At 68.3% G+C, this 23,447-nt stretch carries 23 protein-coding genes and 1 pseudogene; 13 read left to right on the forward strand and 11 right to left on the reverse strand.

Annotated elements, in window-relative coordinates:
- The first annotated feature begins 30 nt into the window (after positions 1-30).
- From typA to QE389_RS10725, 6 genes are all read left to right on the forward strand, one after another.
- Positions 31-1,863: a translational GTPase TypA gene (gene typA / locus QE389_RS10700; protein ID WP_307367106.1), complete on the forward strand. Its 1,833-nt coding sequence runs from the start codon at positions 31-33 to the stop codon at positions 1,861-1,863.
- Positions 1,864-1,907: 44 nt separating this feature from the next.
- Positions 1,908-4,643 (forward strand): [protein-PII] uridylyltransferase, encoded by a 2,736-nt coding sequence (gene glnD / locus QE389_RS10705; RefSeq protein WP_307367108.1) that lies wholly within the window; start codon positions 1,908-1,910, stop codon positions 4,641-4,643.
- Positions 4,644-4,680: 37 nt separating this feature from the next.
- Positions 4,681-6,276: a murein biosynthesis integral membrane protein MurJ gene (murJ, locus tag QE389_RS10710; protein WP_307367110.1), complete on the forward strand. Its 1,596-nt coding sequence runs from the start codon at positions 4,681-4,683 to the stop codon at positions 6,274-6,276.
- Between the two features lie 127 nt (positions 6,277-6,403).
- On the forward strand, positions 6,404-7,456 hold the full coding sequence (trpS, locus tag QE389_RS10715; protein WP_307367112.1) for a tryptophan--tRNA ligase: 1,053 nt from the start codon (positions 6,404-6,406) through the stop codon (positions 7,454-7,456).
- 76 nt (positions 7,457-7,532) lie between these two features.
- Positions 7,533-8,225 (forward strand): GNAT family N-acetyltransferase, encoded by a 693-nt coding sequence (locus tag QE389_RS10720; protein ID WP_307367115.1) that lies wholly within the window; start codon positions 7,533-7,535, stop codon positions 8,223-8,225.
- A 12-nt stretch (positions 8,226-8,237) separates the two neighbouring features.
- Entirely contained in the window at positions 8,238-8,702 is a 465-nt protein-coding gene (locus QE389_RS10725; protein WP_307367116.1) for an OsmC family protein, read from the forward strand.
- 8 nt (positions 8,703-8,710) lie between these two features.
- On the opposite strand, the gene QE389_RS10730 is transcribed toward QE389_RS10725, so the two are convergent.
- From QE389_RS10730 to QE389_RS10760, 7 genes are all read right to left on the reverse strand, one after another.
- Positions 8,711-9,616, reverse strand: coding sequence for an NAD(P)/FAD-dependent oxidoreductase (locus QE389_RS10730; RefSeq protein ID WP_307367117.1), 906 nt, complete (start codon positions 9,614-9,616; stop codon positions 8,711-8,713).
- A gap of 4 nt (positions 9,617-9,620) precedes the next feature.
- The gene (locus tag QE389_RS10735; RefSeq protein ID WP_307367119.1) at positions 9,621-10,100 is read right to left on the reverse strand and encodes an Rrf2 family transcriptional regulator; all 480 of its coding nucleotides are present in this window, start codon (positions 10,098-10,100) and stop codon (positions 9,621-9,623) included.
- A gap of 83 nt (positions 10,101-10,183) precedes the next feature.
- Positions 10,184-13,105 (reverse strand): DNA polymerase I, encoded by a 2,922-nt coding sequence (gene polA, locus QE389_RS10740; RefSeq protein WP_307367121.1) that lies wholly within the window; start codon positions 13,103-13,105, stop codon positions 10,184-10,186.
- A 47-nt stretch (positions 13,106-13,152) separates the two neighbouring features.
- Positions 13,153-13,788 carry a DUF6655 family protein gene (locus QE389_RS10745; protein ID WP_307367123.1) on the reverse strand — a complete coding sequence of 212 codons (636 nt, stop codon included), beginning with the start codon at positions 13,786-13,788 and terminating at the stop codon, positions 13,153-13,155.
- Positions 13,788-14,228 (reverse strand): VOC family protein, encoded by a 441-nt coding sequence (locus QE389_RS10750; RefSeq protein ID WP_307367125.1) that lies wholly within the window; start codon positions 14,226-14,228, stop codon positions 13,788-13,790. The genes QE389_RS10745 and QE389_RS10750 overlap by 1 nt, the downstream gene beginning before the upstream one ends.
- An 82-nt stretch (positions 14,229-14,310) precedes the next feature.
- Entirely contained in the window at positions 14,311-14,550 is a 240-nt protein-coding gene (locus tag QE389_RS10755) for a zinc-finger domain-containing protein (protein WP_307367127.1), read from the reverse strand.
- Complete coding sequence (locus QE389_RS10760) at positions 14,523-14,885, reverse strand: hypothetical protein (protein WP_307367129.1); 363 nt, start codon at positions 14,883-14,885, stop codon at positions 14,523-14,525. Before QE389_RS10760 ends, QE389_RS10755 begins: the two co-directional genes overlap by 28 nt.
- A 185-nt stretch (positions 14,886-15,070) precedes the next feature.
- Here QE389_RS10760 and QE389_RS10765 point away from each other — a divergent pair, with 185 nt between their 5' ends.
- Positions 15,071-16,045 (forward strand): ABC transporter ATP-binding protein, encoded by a 975-nt coding sequence (locus tag QE389_RS10765; protein ID WP_307367131.1) that lies wholly within the window; start codon positions 15,071-15,073, stop codon positions 16,043-16,045.
- A 6-nt stretch (positions 16,046-16,051) separates the two neighbouring features.
- On the opposite strand, the gene QE389_RS10770 is transcribed toward QE389_RS10765, so the two are convergent.
- The 4 genes and pseudogenes from QE389_RS10770 to QE389_RS10785 form a co-directional block, all read right to left on the reverse strand.
- On the reverse strand, positions 16,052-16,936 hold the full coding sequence (locus QE389_RS10770; RefSeq protein WP_307367133.1) for an alpha/beta fold hydrolase: 885 nt from the start codon (positions 16,934-16,936) through the stop codon (positions 16,052-16,054).
- 64 nt (positions 16,937-17,000) lie between these two features.
- Positions 17,001-17,516, reverse strand: a complete 516-nt coding sequence (locus QE389_RS10775) for an HAD family hydrolase (RefSeq protein ID WP_307367135.1) — start codon at positions 17,514-17,516, stop codon at positions 17,001-17,003.
- Positions 17,513-18,133, reverse strand: a complete 621-nt coding sequence (locus QE389_RS10780) for an AGE family epimerase/isomerase (RefSeq protein WP_307367137.1) — start codon at positions 18,131-18,133, stop codon at positions 17,513-17,515. Before QE389_RS10780 ends, QE389_RS10775 begins: the two co-directional genes overlap by 4 nt.
- A gap of 46 nt (positions 18,134-18,179) precedes the next feature.
- A pseudogene (locus QE389_RS10785) lies at positions 18,180-18,602 on the reverse strand (AGE family epimerase/isomerase); the annotation flags it as partial.
- 207 nt (positions 18,603-18,809) lie between these two features.
- Here QE389_RS10785 and QE389_RS10790 point away from each other — a divergent pair.
- The 6 genes from QE389_RS10790 (at position 18,810) to rbfA (ending at position 23,354) form a co-directional block, all read left to right on the forward strand.
- A complete protein-coding gene (locus tag QE389_RS10790; RefSeq protein ID WP_307367139.1) occupies positions 18,810-19,967 on the forward strand; it encodes a DegT/DnrJ/EryC1/StrS aminotransferase family protein in 1,158 nt (385 codons plus the stop codon).
- 4 nt (positions 19,968-19,971) lie between these two features.
- Positions 19,972-20,904 (forward strand): Gfo/Idh/MocA family protein, encoded by a 933-nt coding sequence (locus QE389_RS10795; protein WP_307367141.1) that lies wholly within the window; start codon positions 19,972-19,974, stop codon positions 20,902-20,904.
- A 38-nt stretch (positions 20,905-20,942) separates the two neighbouring features.
- The gene (locus QE389_RS10800) at positions 20,943-21,455 is read left to right on the forward strand and encodes a hypothetical protein (RefSeq protein ID WP_307367143.1); all 513 of its coding nucleotides are present in this window, start codon (positions 20,943-20,945) and stop codon (positions 21,453-21,455) included.
- Positions 21,456-21,498: 43 nt separating this feature from the next.
- Positions 21,499-22,083: a hypothetical protein gene (locus tag QE389_RS10805; protein ID WP_307367145.1), complete on the forward strand. Its 585-nt coding sequence runs from the start codon at positions 21,499-21,501 to the stop codon at positions 22,081-22,083.
- Between the two features lie 11 nt (positions 22,084-22,094).
- Entirely contained in the window at positions 22,095-22,817 is a 723-nt protein-coding gene (locus QE389_RS10810) for a DUF2459 domain-containing protein (RefSeq protein ID WP_307367147.1), read from the forward strand.
- An 84-nt stretch (positions 22,818-22,901) separates the two neighbouring features.
- Positions 22,902-23,354, forward strand: coding sequence for a 30S ribosome-binding factor RbfA (gene rbfA / locus QE389_RS10815; protein WP_307367148.1), 453 nt, complete (start codon positions 22,902-22,904; stop codon positions 23,352-23,354).
- Positions 23,355-23,447 lie beyond the last annotated feature (93 nt).

A 23,447-nucleotide genomic window follows, 5' to 3' on the forward strand; every position in this document is an offset into this window, starting at 1 on the left:
GCGACCGAACACAGTCCGCCCGAGCCCTTCATGAATCTGCGCAACGTCGCCATCATCGCCCACGTCGACCACGGGAAGACGACCCTGGTGGACCAACTCCTGGCCCAGTCCGGCGTCTTCCGCGCCAATGAGGCGACGACCGAACGCGCCATGGACTCCAACGACCAGGAGCGCGAGCGCGGCATCACCATCCTGGCCAAGGCCACCTCGGTCCTGTGGAACGGCAAGGCCGGCGAGACCCGCATCAACATCATCGACACCCCCGGCCACGCCGACTTCGGCGGCGAAGTTGAGCGCATCCTGGGCATGGTGGACGGCTGCGTCCTGCTGGTCGACGCGGAAGAGGGCGTCATGCCCCAGACCAAGTTCGTGCTGACCAAGGCCCTGAAGATGGGGCTTAAGCCCATCCTCTGCATCAACAAGGTCGACCGCGCCCACGCCGACCCGGATCGCGTCCACCTTGAGACCATCGAACTGTTCGAGGCCATCGGCGCCTCCCCGGAACAGCTGGATTTCCCGCACATCTACGCCTCCGGCCGCAACGGCTGGGCGACGCTGGACCTGGCCCAGCCGTCCGACAATCTGGCGCCGCTGTTCGACCTGATCGTGGATCACGTCCCGCCGTCGCCGGTCGCCCAGAATATCGACAAGCCGTTCCGCATGCTGAACGTGCTGATCGAAAGCGATCCTTTCCTGGGGCGTCTGCTGACCGGCCGCATCGAGAGCGGCAAGGCCGTGCCCGGCATGCCGATCAAGGCGCTGGACCGCGAAGGCAAGCAGATCGAACAGGGCCGGATCACCAAGGTCCTGGCCTTCCGCGGTCTGAAGCGCCAGCCGCTGGACGAGGGTTCGGAAGCGGGCGACATCGTCGCCATCGCCGGCATGTCCAAGGCCACCGTGGCCGACACTCTGTGCGCCCTGGAAGTGACCGAGGCCCTGGACGCCCAGCCGATCGACCCGCCGACCATCTCCATGACCGTGGGCGTGAACGACAGCCCCCTGGCCGGTCGTGAAGGCGACAAGGTCCAGTCGCGCGTCATCCGCGACCGCCTGCTGAAGGAGGCCGAGGCCAACGTCGCCATCCGTGTCACCGAGACGCCGGGCGCCGACGCCTATGAGGTCGCCGGTCGCGGCGAACTGCAGTTGGGCGTTCTGGTCGAGAATATGCGCCGCGAGGGCTTCGAACTGTCGATCAGCCGTCCGCGCGTGGTCTATCAGACCGGCGAGAACGGCGAACGCCTGGAGCCCATCGAGGATGTGGTCATCGACGTGGACGACGAGTTCACCGGCGTGGTCATCGAGAAGCTGTCGGCCCGCAAGGCCGAGCTGAAGGACATGGGACCCTCGGGCGCCGGCAAGACCCGCATCCAGCTGATGTGCCCATCGCGCTCGCTGATCGGCTATCAGGGCGAGTTCCTGACCGATACGCGCGGTTCGGGCGTGCTGAACCGCGTGTTCAGCCACTACGAGCCGCACAAGGGTCCGATCGAAGGTCGCCTGAAGGGCGTGCTGGTATCCAACTCGGACGGCGACACGGCCGCCTTCGCCCTGTGGAACCTGGAAGATCGCGGCGTCATGTTCGTGGGCGCTGGCGAAAAGACCTATCAGGGCATGATCATCGGCGAGAACAGCCGATCCGACGATCTGGACGTCAACCCGATCAAGGGCAAGCAGCTGACCAACGTCCGCGCCGCCGGCAAGGACGAGGCCGTGCGCCTGACCCCGCCGCGTCGTCCTTCGCTGGAACAGGCTATCGCCTATATCGAGAGCGACGAACTGGTCGAGGTCACGCCCAAGTCGATCCGCCTGCGCAAGGAGGTTCTGAACCCCTCCTTCCGCAAGAAGCGCGTCAAGGCCGACTGATCGGCTGACGAATCTTCCGCGACGCGACGGTCGGGGCCGCCTATATGGCCGATATGACCGCCGCGCCGTCCGCTCTGACGCCCGTTCCGCCGACCGTTCTGAATGAGCGTCTGGACGTCGCCGCGCGATCGGACGATCCGCGCGCGGCCGTGGCGGGGGTTCTGCGCGAAACCTTCGAGATCGCGCGGGCGCGGGCCGAGCGTCGGCTGGACGCCGGAGCGCCTGGCCGAGAGGTGGCCCGCCTGTACGCCGCCGCCGCCGACGAGATGCTGTCGGCCTTGTGGCGGGTCGCCGCCCAGACCCTGTGGCCCATCTCGCCGGTCGAGGCCGAACGCTTGTCCCTGGTCGCGGTCGGCGGATACGGCCGGGGCGTTCTGGCGCCCTTTTCGGATCTGGACCTTCTTTTCCTGCGCTCGGGCAAGGCCACGCCGCGCGGCGAGCGGGTGATAGAATTCATCCTCTATGTCCTGTGGGACCTGGGGGCGAAGGTGGGCCCGGCGGTCCGGTCGGTCGAGGAATGCCTGACCCTGTCGCGCACCGACATGACGGTGCGGACGGCCCTGCTCGAAGCCCGGTCTCTGGCCGGCGACGCCGCCCTGTCGAACCTGATGATCGATCGGTTCCGCGACATGGTCGCGCGGGCCGATCCGCGCCCCTTCATCATGGCCAAGCTGGACGAACGCGCCGCGCGCCACCTGAAGGCCGGCTCCACCCGCTACAAGGTCGAGCCCAATGTGAAGGACGGCAAGGGCGGGCTCCGCGACCTGAACACCCTGTACTGGATCGCCCGGTCGCTGGCGCCCGACAGCCGCCTGGGCGCGCGGGTGATGGACGAACTGTTCACGCCGCGCGAACGCCGCACCTCGGACGAGGCGTTCGACTTCCTGTGGCGGGTCCGCATCCACCTGCATCTGATCGCCGGTCGCGCGGAAGAGAAGCTGACGTTCGATCTGCAGCCCGAGGTGGCGCGTCGCATGGGCTGGCGCGGACGGGGCGACGAACCGGCGGTGGAGCGGTTCATGCGGCGCTATTTCCTGGTCGCGCGCGATGTCGGCGCCCTGACCCGCGCCATGTCGGCCAAGCTGGAGGCCCGTCATCAGAAGACGGCCATGGGCCTGTCGCGCCTGATCACCCCGTTCCGACCGGCGCGTCGGCGACTGGAGGTGGACGGCTTCTGGATCGACCAGGGCCGCCTGTCGGTGGAGGGCGCCGAGGTCTTCGCCGCCGATCCGATCAAGCTTCTGACCCTGTTCGTCTGCGCCGATCGGCACGACTTGGACCTGCACCCCGACGCCTTTTCGGCGGTGACGCGGTCCTTGTCGCTGGTGACGCCACGGCTGAGGCGAGATCCGGAGGCCAGCAAGGCCTTCATCGGCATCGTCGCGCACGGCCAGCGGCCTTATCGCGTGCTGACCCTGATGAACGAGACGGGTCTTTTGGGCCGGTTCCTGCCGGAATGGGGTCGGATCGTGGGTCAGACCCAGTTCAACATGTACCACGCCTATACGGTGGACGAGCATACGCTGCAGGCCATCGGGATCATCAACGACATCGCGCGCGGCAAGCTGAGGGACGACCACCCGTTGGCGTCCGAGATCGTGCATCTGATCTCTGACATGGAGGCTTTAATGCTGGCCATGCTGCTGCATGACGTCGGCAAGGGGGGCGAGCGTGGTCAGCTGGAGGACGGGGCCATCGCCGCGCGGCGCGCGTGCGAACGTCTGGGCGTCGATCAGCGCCGGATCGAACTGGTCGTCTGGTTGGTCCGCAACCACCTGGCGCTGAGCGATCACGCCCAGAAGCGCGATCTGTCCGATCCCGCCACCATTCGGGCCTTCGCCGAACTGGTCGGCGACCCGGAGCGTCTGCGCATGCTGCTGGTCCTGACCGTCGCCGACATCCGAGCTGTGGGGCCGGGCGTCTGGAACGGCTGGAAGGGCCAGCTGATGCGCACCCTCTACAATCAGGTCGCCGCCCTGTTCCGGGGCGAGGACGTGGCGCGCGCCGATCCCCTGGCCGATGAGGCCGAACTGGTCGCGCGGGCGCGGGTCGAGGGGGCGGCGGCCCGCGCGCGGCCGACGCCGACGGTCGAGGGCCTGCCGGTCCAGACCACCGAAATCTCCATCGCCGCCACGGACCGGCCCGGCCTGTTCGCAGACCTGGCCCAGACCATGGCCGCCCTGGGGGCGGACGTGACCGACGCCCGCGTGGCGACCAGCGACCAGGGCGTGGTGCTGGACGTATTTCGCGTTCAGGACGGGGCGGGTCAGCCCTATGGCCAGGCCGAACCCCGCCGCCTCAAAACCCTGGTCGAGGCGCTGGAGCGCGCCGCCAGAGGCGAAGGCCGCATCGGCAAGGCGCCCGAACCCGCCGGCAATGCGCGCAGGGCCGCCTTCGAGGTTCGGCCCGTCGTCATGGTCGATCACCACGCCAGCGAGACCGCCACGGTGGTCGAGGTGTCGGGCGCCGACCGGCCGGGACTTCTGGCGGCCCTGTCGCGCGTCTTCAACGACGAGGGGCTGAACATCCGCTCGGCCCACGTCGCCAGCTTCGGCGAGCGGGCGGTGGACAGCTTCTATGTCGTGGACCGCAAAGGGCGAAAGGTCGCCTCAGAACAGCGGATCGAAGAGCTGAAGACCGGGCTGGAGACGGTGCTGGACAGCCGCGCGCCGGCGCCGGCGGGTCGCAAGGTCGCCTCGGCCCGCGCCAGCGCCCGCGACGTTTCTGAACTGGGGCGCCGGGCGCGCAAGCCTGTATCGCGGGCGCCGGAAGCGCGCTAAGCCTCCTACCCTTCCATCGATCTCGCCGAACGTCCGCATGAGCCTCGCCCGCAACACCCTGGTTCAGTCGAGCCTGACCCTGGGCAGTCGTATTCTCGGCTTCGCGCGGGACATGGCGCTGGCCGCCCGCTTCGGCCAGGGGCCGATGATGGACGCCTTCACTACGGCGTTGATGCTGCCCAACATGTTCCGGCGCCTGTTCGCCGAGGGCGCCTTCGCCCAGGCCTTCGTGCCCATCTATGGCGAGGTGCGGGCGCACGAGGGCGAGGAAGCGGCGGCCGTCACCGCGTCCGAGGCGCTCAGCTTCCTGCTGGCGGTGGTCGCGGGCTTCTGCATCCTGTTGCAGGTGGTCATGCCGTGGATCATGCCGTGGCTGCTGTCGGCCTATCAGGCCCAGCCGGAGGTGCTGCGCGTTGCTGTGACGGCGACCCAGCTGGCCATGCCCTACTTGGCTTGCATGACCGTAGCGTCCTTGCTGTCGGGCGTTTTGAATACGGGCGGGCGGTTCGCCCTGTCCGCCGCCGTGCCGGTATTTCTGAACCTGTGCACCCTGGCCGCCCTGTTGCCGCCGATGGTCCTGCCGATGCCGCAGGAGACGGTGCTGTTGATGGTGACGGCGGCGGTGACGATTTCCGGCCTGATCCAGGCGGGCCTGTTGTGGTGGGGTGTGCGGCGGCTGGGGGTGCGTCTAAAGATCGGCCTGCCCCGGATCACGCCCAACGTCCGCCACACCCTGGCCCTTGCCGTGCCCGGCGCGTTGGCGGGGGGCGCCCTGCAAATCAACTCCCTGGTGTCGCAGTACCTGACGGGGTCGGACGAGGGCGCGCGCTCGGTGCTGTATAACGCCGACCGTCTCTATCAACTGCCGCTGGGCCTGGTCGGGGTCGCCATCGGCCTGGCCCTGGTGCCGCGCCTGACCAAGGCCTTCGTCGACGGCGATCATGAGGGCGGCCAGCGGACGCTGGACGACGGCATCAATCTGGCCATGGCTTTCACCCTGCCCGCGGCCGTGGCCCTGTTCGTCATTCCCTTCTTCATCATCGACGCCACCGTGACGCGGGGGGCTTTCACCTCGGCCGATGCGGCCCGCACGGCCGACGTGCTGCGCCAGTTCGCCTGGGGCGTGCCGGCCTTTGTCCTGGCCAAGGTGCTGACGCCGCCCTTCTTCGCGCGGCAGGACACGCGCCGGCCGATGATCTTCGCCATCGCCAGCGTGGCGGTGACGGTCGTTCTGGGATCCGCCCTGTTCTTCTGGTTCCGCAGCCGGGGCTGGGACGGGGTGCTGGGCCTGGCCGTGGCCACCAGCACCGCCGCCTGGGTCAATGTGGCCCTGCTGGGCGGGGTGTTGATCCGGGAGAACAGCTGGCGGCCATCGCCCGCCTTCCTGTCTCGCCTGGGCCGGGTGGTCGCGGCCAGCCTGGTGATGGCCGCCGTCCTGTTCGTCGCCAGCGTGGAGTATCCGCTGCTGAGCCGCATCTTCCTGGCCAAGGAGATCGCGGTCCTGGTGGTGTGCGGCGTGGGGGCGGGGCTTTACGGCGCCTGTCTGCTGCTGTTCCGGGCCGTGACGCCGGGCGAGCTGAAGGGCGTTCTGCGGCGCGAACCGGGCGGCGGCGGCGTCTCCGGTCTGGACTGACGGGCGACGAACCGATAAGCGCGAGGACCATGACGACCTCGGGCCCTGTCTTCGACCGGCGATGGCGCGGCTGATCCGCCACCGCACCCCTTCGCCTGCCCTTTGCGTATCTTCGAGACCCGATCCCATGACCGAACCGCACCCGGCTTCCGATGCCGCCCCGGCCTATGACGGCCCGCGCCGCATCCTGTCCGGCATCCAGGCCTCCGGCGCCCTGCACCTGGGCAACTATCTCGGCGCGCTGAAGCGCTTCGTCGAGCTTCAGGACCAAGGCGCGCCCCTGTTCGTCTTCGTCGCAGACATGCACGCCATTACTGTGTGGCAGGACCCGGCCAAGCTGACGGCTCAGACGCGCGAGATCGCGGCGGCCTATCTGGCCTCGGGTCTGGACCCGGCCAAGGCGGCCATCTTCCCTCAGTCGGCCGTGCGCGCCCATGCCGACCTGGCCTGGATCTTCAACTGTGTGGCCCGCCTCGGCTGGCTGGACCGGATGACCCAGTTCAAGGAGAAGTCCGGCAAGCACAAGGAGCGCGCCTCGGTCGGCCTCTACACCTATCCGGTGCTGCAGGCGGCGGACATCCTGCTCTACAAGGCGACCGAAGTTCCGGTGGGCGAGGACCAGAAGCAGCATCTGGAGCTGACGCGCGACATCGCCCAGAAGTTCAACACCGACTTCGGCGCCCCCGGCTATTTCCCGTTGCCGGAACCCATCATCCAGGGGCCGGCCACGCGCGTCATGTCCCTGCGCGACGGGGGGGCCAAGATGTCCAAGTCGGACCCGTCCGACAACAGCCGCATCAACCTGACCGACGACGCCGACACCATCGCCGCCAAGATCAGGAAGGCCAAGACCGACCCCGCACCCCTGCCCGAAACCCTGGACGGCCTGAACGACCGGCCCGAGGCGAAGAATCTGGTCGCCATCTACGCCGCCCTGGCCGGACTGACGCGCGAACAGGTGATCGAACGGTTCGGCGGCCAGGGTTTCGGCGCCTTCAAGCCGGCCCTGGCCGATCTGGCGGTCTCCAGCCTGGCCCCGGTCACGGCCGAGATGCGCCGCCTGATGGACGATCCAGCCGAGATCGACCGTGTGCTGAAAGACGGCGCCGAGCGGGCCGCAGCCGTCGCCGATCCGGTGGTGGAAGAGGTCAAGAAGATCGTCGGCTTCTGGCGGCCCTGAGACGCTGGCGATTATCGGACGCGGCGTCCGGGCGGGCGGTTCCGCCCGACGCTGTGAACCCCTAGATCAGCGGGTCATGAACCATCCCCTCGACCGCGCCGTCTGGAACGCCCTGAACACCCGTCTGTCGTCTTTTACGACGCCGGATTCCAACGCCAATGCGGTCCGTATCGACCCGGAAGTCGGGGTTTTCCTGGCCTGCGCCGATGACTTGCCCGACAGCGTGGCGGCCTTGGGTGAACTGGCTCGGACCTATCCCGGCAGCGGCCTGATAGAGGTCGAGGGAGCGCCTATCGCCGACGTCCTGCCGGACGGGGTTTCGGTCGCTGGGCGCATCCCTCTGGTTCAGATGAGGGCGCAGGCCCTGACGGGGGGCGGCCCGTCGATCACTTATGAGATCCTGACCGAGGCCGACGCCCCGGCCATGCTGGCGCTGGCGACCCTGACCCGGCCCGGTCCGTTCCGGTCGGCGACCCGTAAGCTGGGCCCCTTCATCGGCGTGAAACAGGACGGTGCGTTGATCGCAATGGCGGGCCGCCGCCTTCGGGTGGACGGTTTCACCGAACTCAGCGGCGTCTGCACCCGACCCGACCATCGGGGCAAGGGTCTGGCGGCGGCCCTGTCTCGGGCGGTGGTCGCCGACATTCTGGCCAGCGGAGAGACCGCCTTCCTGCATGCCTTTGCCGATCATTCTGCGACCATCACCTTCTACCACCAACTGGGATTCGAGGTTCGGGCGAGGATGACCTATACCGTTCTGACCGACTGACAGGAGGGCGTCATGAGCCTCTATGAGGCGAAGATCGACTGGCGGCGGGGCGACCAGCCGTTCACGGACAAGCGCTACAGCCGCGCCCACCTCTGGAGCTTCGACGGCGGAGCTGTGGTTCCGGCCTCGTCTGCGCCGTCCAGCGTGCCCCTGCCGATGTCCGACCCGGCGGCCGTCGATCCCGAAGAGGCCATGATCGCCTCCCTGTCCAGCTGCCATATGCTGTGGTTCCTGGCTTTCGCCGCCAACGCCGGCCTAGTGATCGACCGCTATATCGACCAGGCGGACGGCCAGATGGGCAAGGACGAGGCGGGTCGCCGCTATCTGGCCCAGGTGACTCTGCGCCCGATCACGATCTTCGCCGGCCGTCGGCCGGACCAGGCCGAACTGGACGCCCTGCATCACCAGGCGCATGACCACTGCGAAATGGCGCATTCGGTCAAGGCGACCATCACCGTCGAAGCCGCTGTCGGCTGACGCGGTCGTCAGGCCGTTTCCTCCTCGACCAGGGAGCGGAAAAGGGCGTGGCCCGCCGTGAGGCCGTCCGACGTCGACAGGGTTATGTTCGAGGCCGCCCGCGCCAGATCGCCGGCGGCGAAGACGCCGGGCTGGGTGGTCTGCTGGGTCGCGTCCACCTTGACGATCCGCCCCAGCGGCGTGTCGGTCATGTCGCAGCCCAGGGTCTCGGCGAAGGGACAGGCGATGCGGACGGCGGCGCCGACGAAGAGGGCTTTCAGCGGAACGAACCGACCATCGACCAGACGCGCGCCGGTCAGGGTCGGGGCTTCCCCCTCCAGCCGTGCGATCGGGGTCGGCTCGATCGTCACGCCCCGGCGATACAGCAGGCGCGCGTTTTCGGGCGACAAGGCGTTGTCCAGGTCCAGGAACAGGGTTACGTCGCCCCATTCGGCCACCGTGGCGGCGTAATGCGCCGCCATCTCGCCGCGGCCCAGGACGCCGATGGGGCCGCCGCCCACCTCGTAGCCGTGGCACCAGGGACAATGAAGGGCCGTGCGGCCCCAGCGTTCCTTCACGCCGGGAATGTCGACCAGGACGTCCTCCACACCGTGCGACAGCAGAAGCCGCCGGCCGGTCGTCCGTGTCCCGTCGGCGAAGACGACCGAGAAGCCGCCGTCGACGCGCGCCACGTCCACCGCTTCGGCCATGCGGAAGGCGGCGGTCGGATAGGCGGCGACCTGGGCGCGAGCCGTCGCGGCGATCTCGGCGCCCGGCCGCCCGTCGTTGGCCAGGACGCCGTGGGCGCGGGCCGCGTAGCGGTTGCGTGGCCGGCCGTCGTCGATCACCAGAACCCGACGACGCGCCCTGACCAGTTGCAAGGCTGCGGACAGGCCGGCGTAGGAGCCGCCGATGATCACGGCGTCGTGCGGCATGGGATCAGGCCTTTCGGACATGGGCATGGAGCAAGTCTCTCTGGGGATGAGCGGCCAGACGGCGCGCGAAATCTTCGGCCAGGTCCGCCAGGGTGACGGCGTCCAGCCGCGCGATCAGCAGAGCACGGGCGGCGGCGTAGGTGTCGGCCAGGGCGGCGTTGACCGCCGCCTCGACCAGACAGCCATCGGCCTCGACCGCCGGCGTTTCGGCGATCAGGCCGGGCTCGCCCAAAGCGCGGTTGACCTGGCCCAGGCTGACCTGATCCAGCGGCCGGGCCAGCCGCCATCCGCCGCCGTGCCCCTTCTCCGAGGCGACAAGGCCCTGCTCGCGCAGGCCGGCCATGATGCGGCGCACGACCACCGGATTGGTCGACAGGCAGGTCGCCAACTGGTCCGAGGTCATCGGCGAACCCTGACGCGCCTCGTACTCGGCCATGTGCAACAGGGCGTGCAGGACGTTGGAAAGGCGGGAATCCCTTTTCATGTAACTTCAATTTGTTACGTGAAGAGGCGCACGTCAAGACGGCGACGTCGGCCTTTTTCAAGGAGCGTCTATTGCGCCTCGTCCTAGTGCGCCTCGTCCCAGTTGGGGGCCGCGCGGGCGTCGACGACCAGGGGAACGGTCAGGGCGACGGCAGGTTCGGCGGCGGTTTCCATCACGCGCTTGATGACGGCGATGGCGCGTTCGGCCTCGGCCTGGGGGGCTTCGAACACCAGTTCGTCGTGCACCTGCAGCAGCATCCGCGTCGTCAGCCCGGCTTCGGCCAGCGCGTCCGGCATCCGGATCATGGCGCGGCGGATGATGTCGGCGGCGGCGCCCTGAATCGGGGCGTTGATGGCCGCGCGTTCGCCGAACTGGCGCTCGGCCCCCGACTTGGACTGAATGGCCGGGATATGGATGCGACGCCCGAACACGGTGGAGACGAAGCCGGCCTGGCGCACCTCGATCTTAGTCTTGTCCATATAGGCGCGGATGCCGGGGAAGCGCTCGAAATAGGTCTTGATATAGGCCCCGGCCTCACCCTGATCGATGCCCAGCTGGGCCGCCAGGCCGAAGGCCGAAATGCCATAGACGATGCCGAAGTTGATGGCCTTGGCCCGGCGGCGCGTCTCGGACGGCATGCCTTCGACCGGCACGCCGAACATCTCCGAGGCCGTGGCGGCGTGAATGTCCAGCCCGGCCTTGAACGCGCGTTTCAGCTCGGGGATGTCGCCGATATGGGCCAGGAGACGCAGTTCGATCTGGCTGTAATCAGCCGAGATCAGCAGATTGCCCGGCGAGGCGATGAAGGCTTGGCGGATCTCGCGGCCGGTTTCGGTGCGGATCGGTATGTTCTGCAGATTGGGGTCCGACGAGGCCAGACGTCCGGTCGAGGCGGCCGCCAGCTGATAGGAGGTATGGACCCGGTCGGTCTCGGGGTCGGCGGCGGCGATCAGGGCGTCGGTATAGGTGCCCTTCAGCTTGGACAGCTGGCGCCAGTCCAGAAGAACGCGCGGCAGATCGTGTGTCATGGCCAGGTCTTCCAGCACGCTGGCGTCGGTGCCCCACTGGCCCGAGGCGGTCTTCTTGCCGCCGGGCAGGTTCAGTTCGCCGAACAGGATATCGCCGATCTGGCGGGGCGAGCCGATGTTGAAGGGCCGGCCGGCGATCTCATGGGCCTTGGTCTCCAGCTCGGCCATGCGCAGGCCGAACTCGCTGGACAGGCGTTTCAGCCGGTCCGGGTCGATGCGGACGCCCGCCCGCTCCATCTCGGCCAGAACGGTCGGCATCGGCCGTTCCAGCGTCTCATAGACGGTGGACAGGCCCTCGCGCGCCAGCCGAGGCTTCAGCAGCCGCCACAGGCGCAGGGTCACGTCCGCGTCCTCGGCCGCATACTGGGTCGCGGGCTCCAGGGCGACGTGTTTGAACGACTTCTGGCTCTTGCCCGTCCCCGCCACCTTCTTGAAGGGGACGGGGTCGTGGCCCAGGTGCAGTCGGGCCAGATCGTCCATGCCGTGGCCGTGCAGCCCGCCCTCCAGGACGTAGGAGATCAGCATGGTGTCGTCATAGGGAGCGACGCGGATGCCGCGACGCGCCATTACGGCGATGTCGTACTTGCCGTTCTGGACGATCTTCAGCACCGACGGGTCTTCCAGTAGGGGCTTCAATCGCGCCAGGGCCGTGGCCTTGTCCAGCTGGGCGAGCGGTTCACGCGCCGTCTCGCCGGGCGCGCCGAACAGGCCGCCGTCGCCCTCCTGCGGCTCATGCTCATGGGTCAGGGGAATGTAGCAGGCGTCGTTGGGCCCGATCGCCAGGGACACGCCGCACAGGCCGGCGTGGGTCGCTGACAGGGCGTCCGTTTCGGTGTCGAACCCGACCACGCCCGCCTCGGTCGCGCGCGCGATCCAACGCTCCAGCGCCTCCTCGGTCTGGACGCATTCATAGGCGCTCAGGTCGAAGAGGTGCGGCTCGGCCGGGGCGGCGACTTCCTTGGGTGCATAGCGGGGCGTGGCCACCGGCGCCGACAGATTGGGCGCGCGCTTGGGGGCGAAGGCCGAGGTCTCGCTGGGCCCGGCCTTGCCGTCGCCGACCCGCCGCGCCAGGGAGCGGAACTCCATCGTCTCCAGGAAGGCGGACAGGATTTCGGGATTGGGATCCTTGACGGCGAAATCCTCGATCGCCTCGGGCGCCGGGGCGTCGCAGGTCAGGCGCACCAGTTCGCGCGACAGGCGGATCTGGTCGGCGAAGTCGATCAGGGTCTGGCGGCGCTTGGGCTGTTTGATCTCCTGCGCTCGGGCCAACAGAGTGTCCAGGTCGCCGTACTGGTCCAGCAGCTGGGCCGCCGTTTTGGGGCCGATGCCCGGCGCACCGGGGACGTTGTCGACGCTGTCGCCGATCAGGGCCTGGAGGTCGATCATCTTCTCGGGCCCGACGCCGAACTTCTCGAATACCTCGGGCTCGGCCAGGCGGCGGTCCTTCATCGGGTCCCACATGACCACGCCGCCGCCGATCAGCTGCATCAGGTCTTTGTCGGAAGATACGATCACCGCCTCGCCCCCCGCCTCTCGCGCCTTGCAGGCGTAGGTGGCGATCAGATCGTCGGCCTCGTAGCCGGGCAGTTCGACACAGTGAACGCCGAACGCCGCCGTCGCCTCGCGCACCAGCGGAAACTGGGGGATCAGGTCCTCGGGCGGCGGCGGACGGTGGGCCTTGTACTGGTCGTACAGGGTATTGCGGAACGTCTTTTCCGAGTGGTCGAAGATGGCGACCAGATGGGTCGGTCCATCCGCCCCCTTCATGTCCTTCAACAGCTTCCACAGCATGTTGCAGTAGCCCTGGACCGCGCCGACCGGCAGTCCGTCGGACTTGCGCGTCAGCGGCGGCAGGGCGTGATAGGCGCGGAAGATATAGGCCGAGGCGTCGATCATCCACAGCCGCAGCGCCGGCCCATCCTGGGTCAGCGGGCGATCCTGAGTGTCGGCGGCGTCGGGGGCGTGCTCGTCGGTCATGGCCGGACCATAGGCGGGTCGGGCCGCCGCGTCAGCCGTCTAGAGGCCTAGAATTCGGTCCAGCTGGAGCCCGGATTGCGCCGGCCAGGCTGCGCCTGTTGCTGGCCCCAGGTCACGATCATGAACAGCTTGTGGCTGCGGATACGGTACTGACCGATCATCGGCAGAACCGCCCCCAGAGGCGCCCCGGTCTTGGCTTCGTAGAGAAAGCCGGAGAATTCGGCCACGCCCGCGCGGTCGCGGTTGCTGTAGATCGACAGTTCCGGCAGCGAGACGACGTTCAGGCTCTCGTTGATCGGAATCCGCATTTCCGGAATGCCGACCACGCGCCGCATCTGTTCCAGCGCCAGGGCGCCGGTACGGAGTTCGAACACCGCGTCGGCGTCTTCCCGGTTGCGGGTCAGCCGATAGCCGGCGTCCGACAGGGCCGCGCGGATCGCGCTGATGGCGTAGCGGGAATTCTCCGCCTGGAAATAGGTCTCGTCGACGAAGATGGCCGCCGCTGTCGGCAGGGGCAGCGACAGCCCCTCGACCGCCTTGTCGGCGGCCCGGGCCAGCAGCAGCTGTTCGGTCGCGGTGCGGCCGATGTTCGATTCCGTGGTCGAGGCGCAGGCCGACGCCATCAGGGCCGTCGCCAGAAGCGCGGCTTTCAGGCTCGTCCGCGTCGCATGACGCCGGACCATCACCAGCTTCCCGTATTGGGCATGGAGGCCCAGGGCTCGGCCGGGGCCAGGGCGTCGCCTTCCTGAAGCAGTTCGATGGAGATCCCGTCCGGCGACCGGACGAAGGCCATATAGCCGTCGCGCGGCGGTCGGTTGATCGTGACGCCTCCGTCCGTCAGCCGGCGACAGGCGGCGTAGATGTCGTCGACCTTGTAGGCTAGGTGGCCGAAGTTTCGGCCGCCGGAATAGTCTTGCGGATCCCAGTTGAAGGTCAGCTCCAGCTCGGGCGCATGTTCGGCCTGGGATTGTTCCAGGTTCTTCGGCGCGGCCAGGAAGACCAGGGTGAATCGTCCGGCTTCGTTCTCTGTCCGGCGCACTTCCTGAAGACCCAGGAGATCGCAATAGAAATACAGCGACGCCTCAAGGTCCTTCACCCGGACCATGGTGTGCAGATAACGCAAGGGGCTCGTCTCCATCCGAACGGCTTATGGGCGGTCTATAGGATGCGAACTCCGCCCAGGGACTGAACTGGCGTTACGCCCTCTAGTGGGCCTCGGGCGCGCGGGCCGCCGGGCTCAGATATTCGTTCTCGTCGTGCGGATGGGCCGACAGCACGAAGCGCCGGTCGCAATAGGGACATTCGACGAAGTCTTCGCCGCCCATGTCCAGATAGACCAGCGGATGGCCCAGGGCGCCCCCGCCGCCGTCGCAGGCCACGCGCTTGGTGGAGACGACGATCTCTTCGGGCGGCAGGATCAGGGCTTCGGGATGGCGGGGAGGCATGGTCCGGTCCGGGGCTGGAGGGCTTGCGCGTTCCTAGGCGGACCGGACCCGCGCGTCAAACCTCCGGAGGCCGCAGGGCGCCGTCCCAGCAGCCGGTTCAGCATCGCCTTGCGCTTTTTGAACAGGGTCAGCCCCAGACAGGCGGCGCCGACCCACAGTCCGATCTCGCCGATCAGGGCCAGGACGGCGAAGGCCAGGCCCGCCGCCGCCATATCGATCTGGCCGGTCTTGCCGGCCAGCAACGCCAGCCCGGCGCCGACGTAGCCCAAGGCGCAGACGCCCATGGCGGCGAAGCCGATCAGTCGGGTTTTGGCCAAGCGGCGAGTCTGGGTCATAACAAGATCTCCATCAAGCAGGTTTGACGTTATGACAAGCACGCTAGACAGAGTGGGGATTACAGTCAAGCGACATTGACACAGAGACAAGCATACTTGCCTTTCGGCGTGTCAAACGCCGGCTTGGCGAACGGGCCTGCCCGCCCTACCTAAGCCACCCGACCCTTCCCGAGCGCTCTTGATCCATGTCCCAAACCGACGCCCTGCCCGACAACGCCATCGAGGTGCGGGGGCTGAAGAAGACCTACGCCGGGTCCAAGAAGGCGCCGCCGAAAACGGCGCTCAGAGGCGTCGATCTGGTCATTCCGCGCGGCTCGGTCTTCGGGCTTCTGGGCCCGAACGGCGCGGGCAAGTCGACGCTGATCAACATTCTGGCCGGGGTGGTGAAAAAGTCGGAAGGCACGGTCACGATCTGGTGCCGCGACATCGACAAGGAGCCGCGCGACGCCGCCGCCGCCTTGGGCGTGGTGCCGCAGGAGATCGTCGCCGATGTCTTCTTCACCCCGCGCGAATCGCTGGAGGTCCAGGCCGGCTTTTACGGGGTGCCCAAGGACGAGCGTCGCTCGGACGAACTGCTGGCCGCCCTGGGCCTGGGAGACAAGGCCAACGCCTATGTCCGCGCCCTGTCCGGCGGCATGAAGCGACGTCTGATGGTGGCCAAGGCCCTGGTCCACAATCCGCCCATCCTGATCCTGGACGAGCCGACCGCCGGGGTGGACGTCGAACTGCGCCGCCAGCTGTGGGCCTATGTCCGGCGCATCAACGAAGAGGGCGTGACCATCGTCCTGACCACCCACTATCTGGAAGAGGCGCAGGAGCTCTGCGACACCATCGCCATCGTCAACCGGGGCGAGGTGGTGGCCTGCGAGCCGACGCCCCAACTGCTGCGCCGTCTGGACAGCCGCAATGTGGTGGTCACGCCCGAAACGCCCCAGGCGACCCCGCCCGTCCTGCCCGGTTTCGAGGTCACGTCGCGTCCCGGCGGGGCCTTCGCCGTGACCTACAAGAAGGGCCAGTCGTCGGTCGAACAGGTCATCAACGCCGTGCGGGCCGCCGGCGTCACCATCGCCGACATCACCACCGAAGACCCGGACCTGGAGGACGTCTTTCTGGCCCTGACCTATGGCGACGCCTCTCAGGACGATCCGACCAAATACTGATCTCCGTCAGCCGAGCTCCGCCAGGAATTCGAAGATCGCGGCGCGCGCCTCGACCTCGTCCAGCATGGGGGCGTGGCCGACGCCCGGAACCTCGACATAGGCCATGGCTGGGGCCGCCTTTCTCATCCGCTCGACGATGTCGGGGCTCAGCAGGTCCGAGGTGGCGCCGCGCACCAGCAGCGTCGGCTTCTTTCGCGCCAGTCGCCGGAACATGGGCCAGAGATTGGGAACCAGAGCCTTGGCCCCGGCCGCGCGGATGGGCGCCGAAATATCGGGATCATAGTCCAGGCCGATCCCGCCGTCCGGCTGCTGGCGGAAGATGCGCCGGGCGAAGGCGTCCCAGTCCGCGTCCGTATAATGAGGAAAGGCGACGGCGTTAATGCGTCTGGCATAGGCGGCCGCATCGGCCCAGGACCCGATCTCGACCGGCTGGCCGCTATAGGCGGCGATGCGGGCCAGGCCCTCGGGCGCGACCTCCGGGCCGATGTCGTTCAGGATCGCCGCGACTACGGCTCTGGGCCGAATCGCCGTCAGGGCCATGGTGATCAGCCCGCCCATGGAGGTGCCGACGAAGACCGCGCGGTCGATGGCGGCCTGCTCCATCAGGGCCAGGACGTCGCGGGCATAGACGTCGGGCGTATAGGTCATGGGGTCGGGTGCGCGATCCGACAGACCCCGGCCGCGCACATCCACCGCCAGGACGCGCCGACCGCTTTGCGCCAGCAGGGGCGCGATGGCTTCGAAATCGGCGCTGTTTCGGGTCAGGCCGTGGATGGCGATGACCGGCGGCCGGGCCGGTCCTGCCGCAGGGGCGTAGTCGCGGGCATGGAGGCTGAGCCCCTCCGGCGAGGTCCAGCGGCGATCGACGAAGGGCGGCGTTTGAGCGGGCACGGGCGGTTTCCTCTGTCTTTTGGACCAGAGTAATTCATCGCCTGCGGAATTGCGATGTCCGCGGTCAGTCCTGCCCCAGGACCGTCTGGCGCACGAAGGCGTCCAGGTCCCCGCCGGCGAACAGATGGCCCGCCACCCCTGCGCGGGCGCCGGCCTCAAGGTCGCTGTCCTTGTCGCCGATGATGAAGGACCCGGCGGGGTCCAGTCCATGATCGGCGATGGCCCGCAGCAGCATGCCGGGATTGGGTTTGCGATCCGGATGATCGGGGTGGCGATAGCGGGCTTGGACCGCATTCTCGTGGAAGGGGCAGGCATAGACGGCGTCGATCACCGCCCCGTCCTGGGCCAGACGTTCGACCAGTTCCGCATTGAAGGCGTGCATCCGCTCTTCACTGAAAAAGCCGCGCGCCACGCCTGCCTGATTGGTGACGATGACGGTCCGATAGCCGGCGGCCTTCATCCGCCGAACGGCGGCCGCCGCGCCGGGGATCAGCTTCAAATCCTCGGGCCGGTGCGGATAGCCGCAGTCCTCGATGAGGACGCCGTCGCGGTCCAGGAAGGCGGCGGGTCGGCCGGTCATGCTTCGCTCCGCAGCAGTTCCGAAAAGGCGGTCATCAGATGATAGAAGCTGGAGGCCGGCGCGGCCCTGTCCGGCGAGCGGCCGTCCGCCTCATAGCTGTCGATCCACAGACCGGGGATTTCGGTCGCCAAATGGGTTTCGAAAGTCCGTGCGATCAGGGCGGGCGTTTCCGGATCGCCTAGGGCGAAGCCCGTGCGGATCGCCTCGGTCTGGGCCCACAGGCGGCGGCCGGCGTCGAGGGTCGCGCCGTCCGGCCCGGTCTCCCGGATCAGGAAACCGTCATGTCGGCCGTGTGTCGTCGCCTGACGATGCAGCCCGTGCGCCGCCGAACCGTCATCCAGGCCGAGACCGGCCGCCAGGGTCAGCAGCCAGGCCCATTCCTCCAGATGACCCGGCTCGATCACCCGACCCGTCGCCGGATCTGGCGACCAGTCGGCGGTGAAATACTCGCGCACGGCGCCATCGACGATCAGCCGGTCGCGGGCCAGGGCCAGAAGGGATCGCGCCGCCGCCTCGAACGCCGGATCGGGCGCGGTCGCCTGCCAGGCCAGCAGGGCCTCCAGCATATGCATATGGGGGTTCTGGCGCCGGGGCAGGGCGAGGCGGCAGGGCTTCATGCCAGCCGCCGTGCGGCGCGGTCATGCGGGCGTTGAGCGCGGCCAGGGTGTCCACCGCCAGAGGGCGGGCGCGGCAGTCGTTCAGCACACGATGCGCCGCCGCCAGGGCGAACAGGACGAAGGCCAGGTCGTAGAGATCCGGCGCGTCGTCCACGACGGCGCCCGCGTCGTCCGTCGCCGTGACCCAAAGATCGTCGTCACGGCGATAGTCGGCGATCAATCGGTCCAGGCCCCGTTCAGCGACCGCGCGGCCGGGCGTCCAGCCCAGGGCCGCCGCTTCGCAAAAGACATAGACCTGGCGCGCCTGGACGCGGGTGCGGCGGGGGCGGCCCGTGACCGGCCGGCCCTCGAAATCCAGCTGCTCGTAGAAGCGACCCTGATTGTCCAGGCCGTGTTCGGCCCACAGCGGCAGAGCCTGGTCGAACAGCCAGATCCGAATCCGGTCTTTGGCGGCGGAAAGCGTCGTCATGGCCTCGGCTTAAGGCGCTGAGCGGCGGGCGCCAAGGCCCAGGCTCCAGGTGGCGCACGAAGGGTGTGGCTCGTTGCAAAGGGCAACGCGAAGTGAGGCCGCGCGATTTGGCCCCCGCGTCCGATCTTGCTAGGACGACCTCATGTTCCGGGTCCGGCCGCGCCGCCGCCCGACCCTGCCCGCCCCAGTTCCAGAGAGCGCGACCCCATGATCCCCTTCATCGACCTCCAGGCCCAGCGCCTGCGCCTCGGCGGCAAGATCGAAGCCGCCGTTCAGGAAGTCGTCGTCGGCGGCGCCTGGGTCATGGGCCCGCAGGTCCGCCAGTTCGAAGCCGATCTGGCGGCCTTCGGCCAGGCGAAACACGCCCTGGGCTGCGCCAACGGCACCGACGCCCTGGCCCTGCCGTTGATGGCGTGGGGCGTGGGACGCGGCGACGCGGTCTTCGTCCCCAGCTTCACCTTCGCCGCGACAGCCGAGGTCGTGCCATGGTTCGACGCCGAGCCGGTCTTCGTCGATGTGGACGCCGACACCTACAATATGGACCCGGCCGCGCTGGAACGCGCCATCGAGGGGATAAGGAACGAAGGCCGGCTGACGCCCCGCGTGGTCATTGCCGTGGACCTGTTCGGACAGCCGGCCGACTATCCGGCCATCAAGGCCCTGTGCGACAAACACGGGCTGAAGCTGATTTCGGACTCTGCCCAAGGCTTCGGCTGCACCATCCACGACGCCCACCCGCTGAAATGGGCCGACGTCACCACCACCAGCTTCTTCCCGGCCAAGCCGCTGGGCTGCTACGGCGACGGCGGAGCGGTGCTGACCGACGACGACGAACTGGCCCAGCTGATGGATTCCATCCGCGTCCACGGCAAGGCGGTGGCGTCTGACCTGAAGGATGGCGCCTTCGATCACGACCCGAAATATCTGAACATGCGAATTGGCCTGAACAGCCGTCTGGACACGATCCAGGCCGCCGTCCTGATCGAGAAGCTGAAGGTCTTCGCCCAGGAGATCGAATGGCGGGGCGCCGCTGCCGCTCGCTACAACGACGGTCTGCGCCCCCACGTCGCAAAGGTCCCGGACGTTCCGGCCGGAAACATCTCCAACTGGGCGCAATATACGATCGAACACCCGAACCGCGACGGTCTGGCCGCGCATCTGAAGGAACAGGGCGTGCCCACGGCGGTCTATTATCCGATCCCGCTCCACCTGCAGCCTGCCTATGAGCACTATCCGCGCGGCGCCGGCGGCTTGCCTGTAACCGAGCGGCTGAAGGACGTCGTCGTCAGCCTGCCGATGCATTCCGATCTGGACGCCGCGACTCAGGACCGCGTCATCGCCGCCGTCGCCAGTTTCAAGGGTTAAGCCGATGCCGAACACTCCCGTCCTCAAGATCGGCGTCGCCGGCGCGGGCGTCATGGGCCGCAACCATGCGCGGGTCGCGGCCGAGATGCGCGAGTTCGCGCTGACCACCATCTTCGATCCCGACCGCGTCACGGCCGAGGGGGTGGCCTCCGCCTATGAAGCGCAAGCCGTCACGACGGCTCGGGCCTTTGTCGATGCGGGTCTGGACGCCGCCATCGTGGCCACGCCCAACCGATTCCACGCCGAGGTCGGGGTGGCCCTGCTGGAGCAGGGCGTTCACGTCCTGGTCGAAAAACCCATCGCCGCCAGCGTCGCCGACGCCCAGCGGATGATCGACGCCGCCCGCGCCAACGACCGCGTCCTGATGGTCGGTCAGGTCGAGCGGTTCAATCCGGCGGTCGAGACGGTCAAGCGCGCGGTCGCCGACGACGACATCATCTCGATCCAGATCACCCGCGTCGGCCCCTTCCCGCCCCGCATGGGCGAAGTCGGCGTGGTCATCGACCTGGCGGTCCACGACATCGACATCATCCGCCACCTGACGGGCTCCGAGATCGTCGAGGTCCAGCCCCAACTGGCCCGCACCCGCGCCGACCGCGAGGATACGGCCCTGCTGCAGTTCCGGCTGGACAACGACGTGATCGCCCACATCACCACCAACTGGGTCACGCCCTACAAGACCCGAACGCTGCAGGTCGCCACCAAGACCAAATTCATCGTCGCCGACCTGATCACCCGTCAGGTGACGGAGTACTTCGGCCAGCAGCCGGACGGCTCCTATTCCACGCGGATGCTGAACAGCTGGCCGGCCGAGCCGCTGAGGAAGGAGCTGGAAGCCTTCGCCCGCGCCATCACGACGGGCGAGACTCCGGCCGTGACGGGCGAGGACGGCCTGAGGAACCTGGAGGTCGCCCTGCGCTGCCTGGGCGAGGGCTGAGCCGCTTTGTCGCCGCAAAGGGCGGGAAAGGAAGAATGATGCGCCGCCTTCTTCTCCCCGCCGTCGTCGCCCTCGGACTGATTTCGGCCCTCAGCGTGACGCCTGCCCGGGCCGATACGCGCTACTACGCCTATAACGCTTCGGATCGGATCACCCAGGCCCTGACCAAGGGGGTGACGCTGCAGGTGCGGCGCGGCCTGTTCGGCGCCGTCACGGTGGAGCGGCTGTTCTCGACCACGCAGCGGGGGACGGCGGCCTTCACGCGCGGCGGGCCTGACAGCGCTCTGCGTGTCCTGCCGCAAGGCGCCGAGGAGCGCGATCTCTACGCCATCGACCCTGCGGGCGACGGCCGCGGTCTGGCGCGCGCCCTGTGCCCCGGCGCCGATGAGACCTGGCTGATCGTGGGGCGGATGCGCGCGCCGCGTCCCCTGACGATGCAGGCGGTCGGCCGATGGAGCGACGGGGCCTTCCGTCACTGCGTCACCCTGCGATACGATTGGCGGGGGGAGTGGCAGACGGCTCCGGCCGGAGTGTCCCCCCGCGCCGACTGACGACGGATTCGACCCCCGGCGCACGGCGTTCTAGATTGGGCGCATGAGCGTGTCCCACACAGCCTCTGACGCACCCCCGCCGGCCTGGTTGCTGACAGCCATTGGCCTGTGCGCCTTCGCCTGCGTCCTGATCGGGGCCGTGGTGGTGAAGCCGGCCCTGCATCGGCTGAGTTTCGCTGACGCCCTGCCGCATAGCCAGCCGCCCCTGTCGATCCTGTCGCCCGACCGGGTCGAGATCGGGGATGCAATTCTGTCCGGCGCCTATCGCACGGCCGATGGGGCCATGACGCTGGCGTTCGATGGGGCGACGGTGACGGGTGCGGCGGCGGCGCGCGGGGATAGAGCACGACTGGAGACGGCGCCGCATCGCCTGGTCCCGGCCGATCAGCCCGCCAGCGCCGCCCGCACCTTCGCCGAGATCATGCAGGCGCCGCGGGCCGCTCAGGTCGAGGTCCGCCGGGTCGTCGCGGATCAGGGCTCGCGCCTGTGCGCCGGCCATGCGGTGGGCTGGCTGGCCCTGGCCGTTCATCGCCACGGGGTGATTGTCCTGCCGGTGCGCCAGGGGCCGCCGCCGGGACGCTTGGCGACCGACGACCGGCTGTGCCCCGTCGTCGCTCTCAACCGCTGAGGCCCGATCCGATGCGACGGGGTCTGATCCTGGCCGTTCTTTTGGGCGTTACAGCCGCGCTTCTGACCTGGACGACGCCCGGTCGTTCCACGTCGTCCCACGCGGGATCGCAGCGGATCACCGCCTATCTGCTGGACAATGGCTTCCACACGGACCTGGTCGTTCCGCGCGCGGCCCTGATGCAGCGCGGCGGTCGGCTGGCCCAGGCGGTCGCCGAATTGGCGCCGGGCGACTGGATCGTGATCGGCTGGGGCGATGCGAAATTCTATGTCGATCAAAGCCCGATCAGCAGTCGCCTGTCTGACGGCGCCCGCGCTTTTTTCCGGCCGGGCAATCCCTCAGTCCTCATGCTGGACCCGGAAATCCAAGACCCGCAGGCGCGCTATGCCGCCGATGGCCGTGCGACCCTGCTTCTGACGCGGCCCGCCTTCGATCGGATGGCGGATCGGATCGAGGCGTCGCTGGACCTTTCGAATGGCGGACCCCGCGTCGCGGCGGTTCGGCCTGGCGACGATGCCCGCTTCTTCGCCAGCCGAGAAACCTTTTCCATCCTACATCTGTGCAATCACTGGAGCGCCCAGGTGCTGAATGCGGCGGGCCTGCCCATCCGGCCGGTCCGGTCGATCCTCTCGGTCGAGGTGCTGCGCACGGCGCGTCGCCAGACCTCGCCGGAACATGGCCGGAACTGGGCCGGGACTGAACCCGAACTGGACAGGGCCGCGCTAGGTGACTAGACCGCCCGGCTTCCGCCAGTCCGCCGGGTCCGATCCCCGGTCGCGCCGATAATCGGCCGTCGGCGATGAAAGAAGGAGGGGCCGATGTCCCGCAAGCAACACACCCGCAACGCCTCCGGCCCGGCCGGTCCCAGCCAGCGCCAGCTGCGCGCCGGCGAGCTGATCCGTCACGCCTTGGTCGATGTCTTCCGCGAGGAGGAAATCCACGACGAGGCCCTGCACGGCGTCTCCGTCACCGTGACCGAGGTGCGGCTGTCACCCGATCTGAAGCACGCCACCTGTTTCGTGGAGCCTCTGGGCGCGGGCGTCGAGGCGGCCGAAACCACAGGCCACGAGAGCGAGATCATCAAGGCCCTGAACGTCCACGCCAAATTCCTGCGCGGGCGCCTGGGCTCCAAGCTGGACATGAAGTTCACGCCCGACCTGCGCTTCCGTCACGACGAAAGCTTCGACGCCGCCAGCCACATGGACCGTCTGTTCGCCGATCCTCGCGTCCAGGCCGATCTGGAACGCCGCGACGATGAGGACGACGCCTGATGGCCAAGCCTCGTTCGGCGTTCGCAGAGTCCCAAATGTTCCGGCCTCAAGCAGCGCGAAGCGCGGTAGGCCAAGCATCCTTCCGGCCTCAAG

Source organism: Brevundimonas sp. SORGH_AS_0993, assembly GCF_030818545.1.
Lineage (GTDB): Bacteria > Pseudomonadota > Alphaproteobacteria > Caulobacterales > Caulobacteraceae > Brevundimonas.

Bases quoted from the DNA above. Each gene is read 5' to 3' on its own strand.
- QE389_RS10760 (WP_307367129.1), bottom strand. From the start codon at position 14,885: ATGACCCAGACTCGCCGCTTGGCCAAAACCCGACTGATCGGCTTCGCC.
- QE389_RS10790 (WP_307367139.1), top strand. From the start codon at position 18,810: ATGATCCCCTTCATCGACCTCCAGGCCCAGCGCCTGCGCCTCGGCGGC.
- QE389_RS10745 (WP_307367123.1), bottom strand. From the start codon at position 13,788: ATGGTCCGGCGTCATGCGACGCGGACGAGCCTGAAAGCCGCGCTTCTG.
- QE389_RS10780 (WP_307367137.1), bottom strand. From the start codon at position 18,133: ATGAAGCCCTGCCGCCTCGCCCTGCCCCGGCGCCAGAACCCCCATATG.
- QE389_RS10805 (WP_307367145.1), top strand. From the start codon at position 21,499: ATGAGCGTGTCCCACACAGCCTCTGACGCACCCCCGCCGGCCTGGTTG.
- glnD (WP_307367108.1), top strand. From the start codon at position 1,908: ATGGCCGATATGACCGCCGCGCCGTCCGCTCTGACGCCCGTTCCGCCG.
- rbfA (WP_307367148.1), top strand. From the start codon at position 22,902: ATGTCCCGCAAGCAACACACCCGCAACGCCTCCGGCCCGGCCGGTCCC.
- QE389_RS10755 (WP_307367127.1), bottom strand. From the start codon at position 14,550: ATGCCTCCCCGCCATCCCGAAGCCCTGATCCTGCCGCCCGAAGAGATC.
- murJ (WP_307367110.1), top strand. From the start codon at position 4,681: ATGAGCCTCGCCCGCAACACCCTGGTTCAGTCGAGCCTGACCCTGGGC.
- QE389_RS10775 (WP_307367135.1), bottom strand. From the start codon at position 17,516: ATGACCGGCCGACCCGCCGCCTTCCTGGACCGCGACGGCGTCCTCATC.
- polA (WP_307367121.1), bottom strand. From the start codon at position 13,105: ATGACCGACGAGCACGCCCCCGACGCCGCCGACACTCAGGATCGCCCG.
- QE389_RS10730 (WP_307367117.1), bottom strand. From the start codon at position 9,616: ATGCCGCACGACGCCGTGATCATCGGCGGCTCCTACGCCGGCCTGTCC.
- QE389_RS10720 (WP_307367115.1), top strand. From the start codon at position 7,533: ATGAACCATCCCCTCGACCGCGCCGTCTGGAACGCCCTGAACACCCGT.
- QE389_RS10795 (WP_307367141.1), top strand. From the start codon at position 19,972: ATGCCGAACACTCCCGTCCTCAAGATCGGCGTCGCCGGCGCGGGCGTC.
- trpS (WP_307367112.1), top strand. From the start codon at position 6,404: ATGACCGAACCGCACCCGGCTTCCGATGCCGCCCCGGCCTATGACGGC.
- QE389_RS10725 (WP_307367116.1), top strand. From the start codon at position 8,238: ATGAGCCTCTATGAGGCGAAGATCGACTGGCGGCGGGGCGACCAGCCG.
- QE389_RS10735 (WP_307367119.1), bottom strand. From the start codon at position 10,100: ATGAAAAGGGATTCCCGCCTTTCCAACGTCCTGCACGCCCTGTTGCAC.
- QE389_RS10765 (WP_307367131.1), top strand. From the start codon at position 15,071: ATGTCCCAAACCGACGCCCTGCCCGACAACGCCATCGAGGTGCGGGGG.
- QE389_RS10810 (WP_307367147.1), top strand. From the start codon at position 22,095: ATGCGACGGGGTCTGATCCTGGCCGTTCTTTTGGGCGTTACAGCCGCG.
- typA (WP_307367106.1), top strand. From the start codon at position 31: ATGAATCTGCGCAACGTCGCCATCATCGCCCACGTCGACCACGGGAAG.
- QE389_RS10800 (WP_307367143.1), top strand. From the start codon at position 20,943: ATGCGCCGCCTTCTTCTCCCCGCCGTCGTCGCCCTCGGACTGATTTCG.